General features: G+C 43.6%; 11 protein-coding genes. 10 read left to right on the top strand and 1 reads right to left on the bottom strand.

Annotated elements, in window-relative coordinates:
• Positions 1 to 141: 141 nt before the first annotated feature.
• From ACYCSE_RS05710 to ACYCSE_RS05695, 4 genes are all read left to right on the top strand, one after another.
• Positions 142 to 1,467, top strand: coding sequence for an ABC transporter substrate-binding protein (locus ACYCSE_RS05710; RefSeq protein WP_414126417.1), 1,326 nt, complete (start codon positions 142 to 144; stop codon positions 1,465 to 1,467).
• A 61-nt stretch (positions 1,468 to 1,528) separates the two neighbouring features.
• The gene (locus ACYCSE_RS05705; protein WP_061828966.1) at positions 1,529 to 2,413 is read left to right on the top strand and encodes a carbohydrate ABC transporter permease; all 885 of its coding nucleotides are present in this window, start codon (positions 1,529 to 1,531) and stop codon (positions 2,411 to 2,413) included.
• Entirely contained in the window at positions 2,413 to 3,240 is an 828-nt protein-coding gene (locus ACYCSE_RS05700) for a carbohydrate ABC transporter permease (protein WP_069290469.1), read from the top strand. The genes ACYCSE_RS05705 and ACYCSE_RS05700 overlap by 1 nt, the downstream gene beginning before the upstream one ends.
• Before the next feature lie 83 nt (positions 3,241 to 3,323).
• A complete protein-coding gene (locus ACYCSE_RS05695) occupies positions 3,324 to 4,739 on the top strand; it encodes a glycoside hydrolase family 32 protein (protein ID WP_459701818.1) in 1,416 nt (471 codons plus the stop codon).
• A 75-nt stretch (positions 4,740 to 4,814) separates the two neighbouring features.
• On the opposite strand, the gene ACYCSE_RS05690 is transcribed toward ACYCSE_RS05695, so the two are convergent.
• Complete coding sequence (locus ACYCSE_RS05690; protein WP_459701817.1) at positions 4,815 to 6,014, bottom strand: macrolide family glycosyltransferase; 1,200 nt, start codon at positions 6,012 to 6,014, stop codon at positions 4,815 to 4,817.
• Positions 6,015 to 6,213: 199 nt separating this feature from the next.
• Here ACYCSE_RS05690 and ACYCSE_RS05685 point away from each other — a divergent pair, with 199 nt between their 5' ends.
• The 6 genes from ACYCSE_RS05685 to ACYCSE_RS05660 all read left to right on the top strand — a co-directional run bounded on the left by ACYCSE_RS05685 (position 6,214) and on the right by ACYCSE_RS05660 (position 13,429).
• The gene (locus tag ACYCSE_RS05685; protein WP_069290466.1) at positions 6,214 to 6,408 is read left to right on the top strand and encodes an H-type small acid-soluble spore protein; all 195 of its coding nucleotides are present in this window, start codon (positions 6,214 to 6,216) and stop codon (positions 6,406 to 6,408) included.
• Positions 6,409 to 6,427: 19 nt separating this feature from the next.
• Positions 6,428 to 6,598, top strand: coding sequence for a hypothetical protein (locus tag ACYCSE_RS05680; protein ID WP_165179260.1), 171 nt, complete (start codon positions 6,428 to 6,430; stop codon positions 6,596 to 6,598).
• Positions 6,599 to 6,849: 251 nt separating this feature from the next.
• Entirely contained in the window at positions 6,850 to 8,082 is a 1,233-nt protein-coding gene (locus ACYCSE_RS05675; RefSeq protein ID WP_459701816.1) for a sensor histidine kinase, read from the top strand.
• On the top strand, positions 8,079 to 8,729 hold the full coding sequence (locus ACYCSE_RS05670; RefSeq protein ID WP_254329451.1) for a response regulator: 651 nt from the start codon (positions 8,079 to 8,081) through the stop codon (positions 8,727 to 8,729). Before ACYCSE_RS05675 ends, ACYCSE_RS05670 begins: the two co-directional genes overlap by 4 nt.
• Before the next feature lie 201 nt (positions 8,730 to 8,930).
• Positions 8,931 to 10,322 (top strand): efflux RND transporter periplasmic adaptor subunit, encoded by a 1,392-nt coding sequence (locus tag ACYCSE_RS05665; RefSeq protein WP_459702484.1) that lies wholly within the window; start codon positions 8,931 to 8,933, stop codon positions 10,320 to 10,322.
• On the top strand, positions 10,319 to 13,429 hold the full coding sequence (locus ACYCSE_RS05660; protein ID WP_322175907.1) for an efflux RND transporter permease subunit: 3,111 nt from the start codon (positions 10,319 to 10,321) through the stop codon (positions 13,427 to 13,429). The genes ACYCSE_RS05665 and ACYCSE_RS05660 overlap by 4 nt, the downstream gene beginning before the upstream one ends.
• Positions 13,430 to 13,560: the final 131 nt, after the last annotated feature.

The following is a 13,560-nucleotide window of genomic DNA, read 5'->3' as shown; positions in this document are numbered from 1 at the left end:
GGGGAACAGATTTTTTTTAGTACATGTTAAAAATTCAACATGTCAAACGATTGACACAAGTTAAACCCTTGACATATAATCCGTTTGTAAGCGTTTTATTTAAGTGTTCAGAGCCATTATATAAATAAGGGGATGACAACAATGAGGAAATTCAAAAGAGTTCAATGGATGGTAATGCTGCTCCTTTTGGTTATGGTGGTGTCTGCATGCAGTGGCTCCGGAGGAGAAGGTAATTCGGCTTCTGGAGGGGGATCAGGGGATTCGAAAAATGTGAAAATTACGCTTTTGAACTCCAAAGGTGAAATCCTTCCACAGCTGGAGGAAGCCGCGAAGGCGTTCCAGAAAGACAATCCGGGCATTACTGTTGAAATCCAGCCGGTTCCGACTGGTGGATCTCCTTTTGAGCGTGCCTCTGCCTTGTATGCATCAGGAAACCCGCCGACCATGATCATGCTAGATACAGGTGATGTTGAGAAATTTAAGGACCGTATCCTCGATCTAAGCGGGGAAAAGTGGAATGCGGACACTGTTGAAAGCGCTACCACTGCTACGACATTTGATGGTAAAAATTACGCGTTTCCACTGGCTGTTGAAGGCTACGGATTCATTTACAATAAAGCCGTTGTAGATAAAGCGGTAGGCGGAAGCTTTGATCCCACCACAATTAAAACCCGAAATGACCTTGAAAAACTGTTTCAGCAAATCGAGACATCCGGAAAGAAAGCACTGGTGATTTCATCAATGGACTGGTCCCTGGGCGCTCATTATTTGCCTCTTGCTTATGCAGGCCAGAACAAAGACATGGCTGAAGTGGACAAATTCATGGCGTCACTAAAAGCGGGCCAGGCGGACTTGGCTAATAATCCTGTATTTAACGGACTTATGGATACATTCGACGTCATGATGAAATACAATATCGATCAGGCTTCTCCGCTAGCAGGAACTTATGAACGCGGACCGGAACTGCTCGGCAAAGGTGAAGTTGGCATTTGGTTCATGGGCAACTGGGCATGGCCGCAAATCAACAGTTTTGATACCGCTAACAAAGAATATGGTTTTCTGCCTGTACCCATCAGCAACAATGCCGATGACTACGGCAATCAGGAGATTTCGTCTGCTGTATCCAAGCGCATTGTTATTGACAAGGAGAAGGCTACTCCAGAACAGCAAGAGGCGGCGAAGAAGTTCCTGAACTGGATCGTCTATGAAGAGAAAGGCCAGGATTTCCTCGTGAACCAAGCAAACATCATCCCGGCGTTCAAAAATATTACACTGCCTGCGGCCGACCCGCTCGGCAAGTCCATCCAGGATTATATCGCAAAAGGCAAGTCAGAGCAGTCGATGAGTATGCTACCTGCCGACCACTGGTCCAAGACAGGATCTTCCATGCAAAAGTATCTGGCGAAACAGGGCGATCGTGCAACACTGGTTAAAGAAATCGAAAACTACTGGAAGACCGTAAAATAAGGTTGTTTTCAAATTACCTGGAATAGAGAGAGAAATCAGGGACAAAGAGAGGGGGATCATCATGATTGCGGAAAAAGGAGTATGGAATCGGCTGCGGACGCGGCTGCTGTTTACCGGACCAACCTTGTTTGCCTTCATAACGGTAATGATCATTCCATTTTTGTACGGCATCTATCTGACGTTCACAAACTGGGATGGTATTTCCACCACACTATCGCTGGTTGGCGTCCAAAACTATCTGGCTGTTTTTAGAGATATTGAGTTTTGGAAATCGTTCAGCTTGACGCTCAAGTATGTGTTTTATACCGTTGTTCTTATCAATGTGATCGCTTTTATGCTGGCTTATGTGCTGACAAAAGGGTTAAAAGGACAGAGTATTTTCCGGGCGGGATTTTTCCTGCCCAACCTTGTCGGCGGCATTGTACTCGGTTTTATATGGCAGTTTATATTCAACAACGTGCTTGTCTATTTGGGACAACATGCCAGCATACAGTCGCTCAGCACGACTTGGCTGGCTGATCCCGACAAAGCGTTCTGGGCACTCGTGATTGTAACCGTGTGGCAGAACGCGGGTTACATGATGGTCATTTACATCGCAGGGTTGACTGGTGTCCCGAATGATATTATGGAGGCCGCAAGCATTGATGGGGCAAACAGCTGGACCAGACTGCGGAAAATGGTGCTGCCCTTGATGGTTCCTTCTTTCATCGTATGTATATTCTTGTCCCTGCAGCGCGGATTTATGGTCTATGACGTGAACCTTGCGCTCACGAAAGGTGGGCCGTTCAGCAGTACTCAAATGGTGTCGATGCATGTGTATGAAAAGGCATTCCTTTCCCGTGATTATGGTGTGGGGCAGGCAGAAGCATTCGTGTTGTTCCTGATGGTTGCTCTCATCACTCTGCTTCAGGTTTATTTTAGCAAGAAGTTGGAGGTGGAGGCGTAATGACAAGAAAAAGAATTGCTTCCTCCGTGATCAAATTCATTGTGCTGACAGTCATACTCATATTGTTCATCGTACCTTTCGTCTTTCTGCTGATCAATTCGTTCAAGGAAAACATGGCCATCACCTCAAATCCGTTATCGCTTCCAGAGAGCTTCAGTACGGTCAATTATATGAATGCATTTGATAAAATGAATTACATCGCTGCCTTCACCAACTCATTGGTCATAACGGTGTTAAGTGTTCTGTTTATCTCACTGTTCGCGGCGATGACGGCTCATTATTTTGTCAGAAACAACACCAAGTTCAACCAATATACATTTATGCTGATGGTTGCATCCATGATCATTCCATTCCAGGCTATCATGATTCCATTGGTGAAAATCTACGGGTCACTTGATCTGCTGAACAGCAAGTGGTCGCTGATTTACATGTATATCGGTTTTGGCAGCTCGCTGGCCGTCTTCATTTATCATGGTTTTGTAAAGAGTATTCCAAAGGAACTGGAGGAAGCGGCGCTAATTGACGGATGCACGCGGTTTCAGACATTCTTCCGGATTGTGTTTCCGGTACTGATGCCCACGACTGCCACCATTTCCATTCTCAATGTACTGTGGATCTGGAATGATTTTCTGTTGCCTTCCCTTATTCTTGTCGATCCGGAGCAAAGGACACTTCCGTTGTCCACGTACAACTTTTATGGAACCTATACAGTGGATTATGGTCCATTGATGGCAAGTTTGGTACTGACGATATTTCCGATCATTATCATCTATCTGTTCGCCCAGAAGTATATTATTCAGGGTGTTATGCAAGGCTCGATTAAATAACTGCAGGGGGAGGATGCTTTATCAAACAGACTAGAACGTATACGAGAGAGCGTGCAGATCAATTTATTTCCCAATCGAAGCATATGCTTCGGCCAGATTATCGGCTGCACTACCATTTAATGGCTGAATTGGGCTGGATGAATGATCCGAACGGCTTCATTCAATATAACGGGCAATATCACTTGTTCTATCAACATTACCCGTATAAATCAGTATGGGGACCGATGCACTGGGGACATGCAGTCAGCCGCGATCTTATGAAGTGGGATTATCTGCCGATCGCTTTGGCACCGGACGGTGAGTTCGACCAGGATGGCTGCTTCTCTGGCAGTGCGATTGAGCAGGACGGAAAGCTTGTCCTGATGTATACCGGACATGTTGTAACCGGGCCTGACAAAGATCAGGATTACAAGCAGTCGCAGGGAATTGCAGTATCAGAAGACGGAATGACGTTCGAAAAGTGGGAGGGCAACCCGGTCATCGGTTATGACGCTATACCGGACACGATCAGCCGTAAAGACTTCCGTGACCCTAAGGTGTTCAGGCACGAAGATCAATATTACGCCGTTCTCGGCTCTAATGATGCGAAAGGGAACGGACTTGTACTGCTTTACCGTTCTGAAGACCTGAAAAGCTGGACGTATGTCAATGTACTAGCCGTGAGTGACGGACGCTTTGGCGATAATTGGGAGTGTCCAGATCTGTTCCCGCTCGGTGGTCGGCACGTATTTATGCTATCCCCGCAGCGCATGCCTGCACAGGGAGAGGCTTACCGCAATCTGCATTCAACCATGTACGGTATAGGTGATTTCAATTCCGCTGCCGGAACATTTACGGCAGATCGGTATGCTCAGGTGGATCACGGATTCGATTTCTATGCCCCACAGTCAACCTTGGATGATAAAGGACGGCGTATCGTCATCGGATGGATGGATATGTGGGAATCGGAGATGCCGACTCAGGAGGGGCACCATTGGGCTGGTGCGATGAGTCTTCCGCGGGAAGCGGTGATCGACGGCGCCAGGCTGCTGTTCCGTCCACTTGAAGAGGTAAAGAATTACCGATACAATCTGTTCGAGCAGCGGGATATCTTAATGACAGGTGAGCAGATTATGGACACGCGCGGAGATAGCTACGAACTGAAGGTCGTATTTGAGTTTGAGTCCAGTAACACCGATGAATTCGGTTTGAAACTGCGGGTGGGTAACGAAGAGGAGACTGTACTGTCGTACCGTCCCGATGACGGCCTGTTCCGTTTTAACCGTGAGCGTGCCGGTATCGGCCCGGGTGGAGAGAGAAGAGTGCCTTTGGGCTTAAACGAGGGCCGCCTGGAGCTTCGGGTTTTTGTCGATAAAAGCTCGGTTGAAATATTCATCGGCGACGGTGAATACGTCCTCACAGGAAGAGTGTATCCCGGAATGGAATCAACAGGTATTCGTGCATTTGCGAACGGAAACTGTACGATTGCCTCGTTCCAGAAGTGGGATATCCTCGGATAGAATCGCATACAAACAGGAACCTGACCGTGGATGGTCAGATTCCTGTTTTTTTGTGGCCATTTTGCTCGTGTGATTTTAGGCGCGCTTATGTTGCAGATAAGCATCAAGATAAGCATCAATTTTTGCGAGAGCTTCTTTTGTACCGCCGGATTGCTGGAAGCTGTCATTTATTTTTTGTACGCCCTCTTTATACGCTGCGTTTGACACTACCTCATGTACGGCATCTCTTAACGTTTGTGTATTGATTTGATCCTTAGTTATTCGATAGCCCGCTTGAAGTTCCGTTAACCGCTGCGCGACCATGGGCTGATCCTTGTCCTGAGGCAGCACGACCAAGGGGACATTAAAGTGAATTCCTTCATTTACACTGTTCATTCCACCATGAGTAATAAATACATCTGAATGACGTAATACCTCCAATTGAGGAACATAAGACGAGATGATAAAGTGCTCAGGAGCCGGGTTAATTTTGGTAAAGTCAGCTTTCTCGCCAGCTGCAATCACGACGATGCCTTCAAAATCGGAAAAAGCCTCAATGCAGGTGTTAAAAAAGTCTTCAGTGTGGTCCAGCACAGTTCCCATCGAAATATATAAAACCTTTTTACCCTGTAGTCTGTCTAGCGGGAATGAATTTTCTCCTTTGCGCTCCGGGAAGCTGGGGCCAATAAAAAGATGCTCGTCCCCAAATTGTTCACCATTCGGTTGAAAATATCTGCTCGTATATACAACATTCAAAGCTCCTGAATTGTTCATAAATTGAACCAGATCTTTGGGAGCAACACCGAACCTTTCTTTCATGAGATGCAGTGAAGACGTGACTTGTTCATCAGGCTGAAACGGTACTTTAGCGTCGGAGCGGAAGAGATTGGCAGCCATCAGATGATTTGAAATGAGAAAAGATGGGGATGAAGAAATGCCTGGAATATTCAAATAATCTCTTACTAATTCACCAGCTCCGAATCGATCATAGAACACCAAGTCAAATTGAATACGCTCGGACAGTTCCTGAGTGATGGCTAAGATGTCCATCGAAGTCTGGATATGAATATTCATAAATGCGTTCAGTCCTGCCGGAGTGTTGGTATCAATGGAAGCAGTCCTGACTAGATCAGGATGCAGGTGAACCATCGCTCCAACTGCTTCGAGTCTATTCTTGTATTTCTCAGTTGTAATGTAATGAACCTGGTCCCCTCGTGCTGCAAAGGCTTGCGTGATCCCAAGCGTGGGGTTTACATGTCCTTCTGCCGGAAAGTTAACCATTAATACGTTTAACATCCATCATTACTCCTTTTCTCTACAATTAAGATCGCAGTTTTCACTGAATCTCTTAATCCATAATAACAATAATATTTATTTTTTCAAATGATATCCTTTCATGATCGTGAAACACATGTTGGCATGAAATGTGTATAACAAATATTTAACTCGTGCATAGTAAAGGCGAACTCTACTTAGCAAGGGAGGTTTTTTCTAAGTGAATGTTCAAAGAGCGCAAGAAATAGCGTCCTCTTCCATCATGGCGGATGTGTTGTGCGATGGGCTACCCATTTATATTCAGCATGTGAATGAACAGCGTGAGACGGCACGCATTTATGCGCTGAGCAATCCAGAAGAGGAACGGGAAGTACCTTTATACACGTTAACAGAACGAGATCAGGCACTGGAATAAGAAAGGAGCGCTATGAAAAATGAAACCCAATCAACAGAAGGAAATCGAGGCAGACCGTTTGAATTTTCGTGACCAGACGGATGATGTGGTTAGAGAAGTACCGGCCACGACGGATGCCAGCGAAGCCGTTGCAGCAATAACTTCACATATCAATAAATACGATGTACCGGATGAGTTGGAGGAGAAATAGAGAATGACCAAGCGCGCACGGGATAACCTGTTGCGTGCTTTTTATATGACACATATTTGGCTGGAGTCGAACAAATAGTATTTAATGCCCAAACGTACAAATGATATTGCCCATGTGTACGTTTTTTTCTGTTTGTTTTTTTGTAAAATAATATATAAATGATTTCTATTCAAACTAAATTGACCAGGTCGTCATAGGGGCGTTGTCTCTAATAAGTTGAAAAGCCGAATTCAGAATTGTAGGAGGGAATTATGATTGATGTATTCAATGAACAGATTCAAAATCTAGATCCGGAAATAAGTGAAGGTGAATTTGAGAAGAAAGATATTTCAAAAGTATTAACTATAATATGGATTTTTATAATTTATAGTGAGTCTGTAATTCTTCAACATTTGTCTAGTGGTCTAAATCTGCTGCAAAGTGTCTTATTCACTGTAATCATCATATTGCACATCCTCTTGTACTTGCATGCTCATAGAGTTGCAAAATATTTTTCTTGGGCTTATTTTGTTGTGCAAGGGGGATTGATCTTTTCAAGTGCATTTCTTCTACCTGACAGTTTTTCGATTGTACTGGTTGGGTTAATGCCAATTTTGGTGGGTCAGAGTATAGGTATTTATTACAAGCCGCTTAAGGTCATTCTTGTATTTTTGATCTCCTATGTACTTTTTTGTGTTGCTGTGGTCTGGCATAATGATGGCAAGCAATTTGTGTTGTTCATCCCTCTATTTTTTCTAATTGCAGTTGTTATAGTAGCTTATGCCGTTCTTTTTCTCAAACAAGTCAAAGCACGAATCCGAACGCAAAACGTTCTTAAAGAACTTGAAATCGCACATCAAAAGGTCGAAGAACTTACAATTGCTAACGAACGACAACGTATGGCCCGTGATCTTCATGATACGCTGGCTCAAGGGCTTGCTGGGCTAATCATGCAACTTGAAGCCATTGATGCCCATCTGACAAAAGGGAGTACGCAAAGAGCTCAGGAGATCGTCCAACAATCGATGTCACAAGTGCGAAGAACATTGTCTGATTCAAGGCGAGCTATAGACAATCTGCGTTCGAAAACCATCTCGGAAGTTGATTTTGCAGAAGCAGTGGAGGAAGAAATACATCGATTTACAATGGCTACGAGCATTCGTGTAATACGCAACATCAAAATTAAAGCTTCCGTCCCCAGACTGTTGTTCGAACATGGATTGTTTATTATAAGCGAGTGTTTAACCAACGTAGCGAAACATTCACATGCTAATACCGTATGGATTCATATTTTAGATAATGAAGGCAAGATTGAAATTCAGATTCGCGATGATGGAAAAGGATTTGATACAGATATTATTGCCAAGCAAACAGGGCATTACGGAATAATAGGCATACATGAGCGTGTACGGATGCTGGGTGGAAAAATCAATATCAGCAGTATATTTCAAGAAGGTACAGCTATAAAAATAGAGGCGCCTCTTACTAAAGGAGACCTATCATGAAATACAAGATTTTAATCGTCGACGATCATTGGGTAGTTAGAGAAGGATTAAAGCTGGTGCTGGAGACCAATGACAGTTATGAAGTGATTGGTGAAGCTGGAGAAGGTGTAACGGCTCTTAAATTGATCGAAGAACTTCAGCCGCATGTCATATTGTTGGATTTATATATGCCACAAATGAGTGGTTTGGAAACCATGAAAGCCCTCAGAGAAAAACAAAATGAAACACCAGTCATTATCCTGACGACCTATAACGAAGATGATTTAATGATTAAGGGACTCTCATTGGGGGCAAAAGGATATTTACTAAAAGATACCAGTCGAGAAAACTTATTTCGCACTATTGAGTCTGCGCTAAGGGGTGAAACGCTGCTTCAGCCAGAAATAACAGCAAGGGTATTTGCTACTACGAATAAGAGAGAAGCTGAGATAGAATCACACGAAAGAAACTTAATTCTAACTGATAAGGAAAGACACATATTAAAGTCTGTTGCACATGGTTTTAAAAGTAAGGAAATTGCGTTTGATATGGGAATTTCCGAGCGTACCGTAAAGGCACATTTAACGAATATTTATAACAAGCTTGGTGTTGATTCCAGATCCGAAGCCGTTGCCGTTTCGTTGGAACGTGGTATTTTACAGCTTTAGAAATAATAACTGAAAATATGTTATTTATTTGCCCAGTCGTACATAAGGTGCTTGCCCCTTTGTACGATTTTTTTGTTTGTTCATTGCTATAACATGAAAAAAGGATGAAAAAGTTTACTTGACCCACGGGTTGCTGATAGCACCTTTAGAAGAGAGAATCAGAGAGGATGACATTAGTTGAAGAGAAAAGAAATCAGGATAATGATTGCAGGGGTTGCATTAGCCTTAGTAGTTTCCGGTTGCTCCAGTGCATCGGAGAACTCTGTAACAGAAGCCAGTCACCCGGTGAAAATTGAGAAACTTGCAATGAAACCTTTGGCCAATGATTTTAATTTGGCGGGAACATTGCAGGCAAGTAATGAGGCCAATGTTTCCTTTGAAGCGGATGGACGTATATTGAACACTATGGTCGAAGTTGGGGATTCAGTAGAAAAAGGGAGTGTCCTTGCGAAGCTAGATACATCTGCTTACCAGTTACAGCTGGATCGGGCAAAGGCAACCATGGAAAAGGCAAAGGCTGGTGTTAGCCAAGCGGAGGCTACTGTCCAATCGGCCCAGGCAGGCATTCATAGTTCACAATCCCAGGTCAACGCGGCCCAATCCAAATTGCAGGAATTGAACAATGGCGCCAAAAAGCAGGAGATTGCACAGTCTCAAAATGCGGTTACTGTAGCAACTAATAATTATAACAAGAAGAAAGCGGATGCCGCACGGTCCCAAAGTCTATTCCAGGCAGGTGCAGTATCATTAACGGAAAATGAGAATGCGCAGCTGGAATTAGCAAACGCACAAAAAAGCTTAAGTGATGCGCAAGAGAAATTGTCCCTTTTGCTTGCAGGGGCATCCCAGGAACAGCGTGCCCAAGCTTCGGCCGGGGTAGATCAGGCCAGGGCAGGGCTGGAATCGGCTAGGGCTACTATACAACAAGGGCTAGCCAGTAAAGCTCAGGCGCAGGCTACCTATGAGGATGCATTGGCTGCTTATGAACAGTCAGCCTTGTCACTGAAAAAAGCTACTTTAACTTCCCCGATCACGGGTGTTGTGATTGAAAAAAAGATATCTGATGGTCAACTGGGCTCCAGCGGGAGTGAGGCATTTGTTGTCGGAAATATCAAGACTTTAAAAGTACTCCTCCCTGTACCGGACAGTGAAATCTTATCGTGGAAGAAAAACCAAAAAGTAAATATATCTCTCTATGATGAAATTAGAACAGGGACCGTTACTCAGATCTATCCATCGACTAACTCCAAAACGGGAAGCATCAATGTGGAAGTTAGCATTCCCAATCCCGAACTGAATTGGAAACCTGGTCAAGTCATAAGCGCATCTAAAAGCATGAATCAAAACGAAGCGCTTTTAGTGCCCGTAGAGGCCGTAATTAGTACGGGAAGTGATCCTTATGTCTTTAAAGCAGTAAACGGAAAAGCCGTCAAAACACCGATTAAACTGGGGAAAGTGACTAATAATCAGCTCGAAGTGGTCTCTGGATTACAGGCAGGCGATCAAATCGTTACACAAGGAGCAGGAACCTTATTTAATGGTGATTTAATTGGGAATGACGTACTTGAGAAATCGGAGGAGTCGTCCGAATGATTAAATATATCGTTAAAAAACAAAAAATTACACTCATTTTCTTTGGCATGTGCATTGTGCTAGGGCTCTATAATTTTACATCGTTACCTAAACAAGAGCAGCCCGATGTTATTCCCTTGTCAGCCAGTGTTACCACCATCTATCCGGGCGCCTCACCCGAAAGAATCGAGCAAACCATTACTAAGGTCATGGAACAGAAAATTAAAGCCGTACAAGGTGTCAAAACGATTTCTTCCACTTCATCTAAAGGCCAATCCAGTATAACTGTAGAAGCTTTTGAAGATGCAGACCCGACAAAGGTATGGGCTGATCTTCGTACAAAGGTACAGGATGCACAGTCCGAGCTTCCAGATGATGCGATGCAGCCGGTTATCAATGATAGCATGACAAGCTCTTTCATTGGTTCATATGCGATTACTTCTGATAAAATTGAGAATTTATACTCGTTGAATGAATTAATGAACAAATGGAAAGATCAATTAAAAACGGTCTCGGGTGTTTCGCAAGTTAATATTCAAGGAATACCAGATCAAGAAGTACGAATCAGTTTAGACACACAAAAGATGCAACAATATAATATCTCCTGGGAGCAGGTTGTTCAAGCAATCAAAAATGAGAATGAAAGAGTTCCTACAGGTAGTATGGATTTCAATGAGCGTACTTATCAGCTGACGGTAAATGCCTCTACCGATCCATCCATTCTAAATAACGTCCAGATTTCAAGCAATGACGATGGATTCCCGATATCTCTGAAAGATGTAGGGACAGCCTCACTTGTTTTTAAAAAAGCAGCTAGTTATACGTATGTGAATAACAAGCCTGCTATTTCGATCAGTGTGAGTGGAGATACAGGCACAGACGTGCCAACGGTATCTAAAGCGACTACAGCCAAAATCAATGAACTTGTGAGCAGTTTGCCGAAGAATGTACATTTTGAGCTGCTTTTTGCGCAAAATGATCGAGTAGATGAAATGTTTGGAAACCTAACCAAAGAGATGATCATCGCTATTATATCGGTCATTGTTATATGTACATTAGGTTTAAATTTGCTGACTTCTGCATTTGTGGCCTTGGCCATTCCTGTTTCCATCGCCATCGGCTTTATTTTCTTGCCCACAACAGGAATCACGCTGAATCAAATTTCAGTCATCGGATTAATCATCGTGCTAGGGATATTGGTTGATGATGCCGTCGTGGTCAATGACAATATTGAACGCCGACGCACTGAATTTGGGGAAGATGCTACGGAGGCAGCCATTAAAGGAACGAAAGAGGTATCCTTATCAATCATTACAGCTACACTAGCTACGGTTGCAGCATTTGCCCCGCTTTTATTCCTGCCGGGCACCATTGGTGACTTTATTAAACCGATACCTACCGTTATTTCGTTAACGATGCTGGCTTCCATGATTATGTCATTAACGATCATTCCTATTTTCCGTCAATGGTATGATCAACGTCGTAAAGGAAAAGAGAATAATAGGACAGTTAAGCCACCTGGACTTCTGGGGAATCAAATCCAGTCTCTATCCAATGTGTACTCTAAAAACTGGATGCCAAGAATACTGCGCCGCCCACTTTTAACAGCGCTTATTGGTCTTATGATGGGTACAGCAGCTTATGGACTACTTGCTGTTGTTCCTATTGAGTTATTTCCGGATTCCGATCAAGCGGATGCCACGATCAGTGTAACGATGCCAGAAGGAACATCGTTGCAGGCAACCAATCAGGTTATTAACGAGATTGGCATGTGGGTCAAAAAACAGCCAGAAACAGAGCGGTTGGCGGCAACGGCAGGTGGAGGAGCGCCTCAGCTGTACAGCGATGTTGCAGGTGGTCACGGCTCTGGGGGAGCGGTAAACGGCCAAATTGCTGTCGTTGGAAAAGAGGGGCTATTTGATCTCAAAAAAACAGTGGATAACTGGACCCATACGCTACAAGCTAAATATCCATCTGCATTAATCAGCATTCGTGTTCCCCAATTAGGTATTCCGGTCGGCAGTGCGGTGTCTATCCGTATAAAAGGAGAAGACATTGATAAGCTGCAAAACATGACAACTAAAGTCAAAGAAATTGTTGCGGGAACCCCCGGAGCTGTAGATGTGACCGATAATATGGGTATGCAAAGCTATAATCTGAATTTCCAAATTAATCAGCAAGCCTTGGATAAATATCAGGTTAGCTATTCCGATTTAACGCGTACTTTGCTATTAATGGGTGACGGTGTGAACGTAACGGATTTTGATACGGGTAAGGAATTGCTTGATGTCAATATATACATGAACAAACCAAACCATGATCCTGAGGTATTATTCCAACAATTAAGTGTGAACAATGCGGCAAGGGAGCAAATCCCCTTATCCCAATTAGCCACGATGAAACCGGACTTTTCCATCCAACAAATCCACCGCTATGATCTGGAACGGACGGTAACGATCTCAGCCAATGGAAATGGGCGTACAGCTACAGAACTCACTAATGATATCCGTAGCAAACTTACAAATACCCAGTTTGAACCAGACTACACCTGGGAGATGGGAGGGGAAACATCCGCGCAGTCTGATATGTTTAAGGATTTGGGCAAATTAGCTGTGATTGTTATTTTTCTTATTCTCCTCTTAATTACCATGCAGTTTTACTCGGTTTCCACACCGCTCATTATTATGACCACTGTTTATCTGGCAGCGGCAGGGGGAATCCTTGGAAGTTTTATTTCGGGGATGCCAATTGGATTCATGAGTATTATGGGTATCATTTCACTTGCTGGTATTGTCGTGCGTAACGGTATCGTGCTGATAGAGTTTATTGAAGATGCGCGGCGTGAAGGCGCTGATTTAACAGACGCCATTCTAATGGCATGCTCTGCCCGTTTCCGTCCGATCTTGCTTACTTCGCTAACTGCGATTGTGGGTATGATCCCTATTGCCACAATAGGCGAGATCTTGTTCAAACCGTTAGCAACGACCATTATTTTCGGACTGATTTTTTCAACTATTTTAACATTGTTTGTAGTTCCGACGCTGTATATGGTCGTAGCTCATCTGAAGCTGAAACGGAAGCATAAGAAGGAAAAGGCTATAAATAGCGATAGCTCAATGACCTTATAGGTAAATATATGAAATCGTGCATTAGACGAGTGTCTTAATGTACGATTTTTTCTTTTGTCGATATTGATTATTATTTCATTGACAGAGTCCACAAAAATCATTACTATAATTGTTGCAAAAGTCCACTAAAT

The organism is Paenibacillus sp. SEL1, assembly GCF_054602535.1.
The sequence above is the reverse complement of the archived record's forward strand: the minus strand, read 5'-3'. Positions and strand labels throughout refer to the sequence as shown.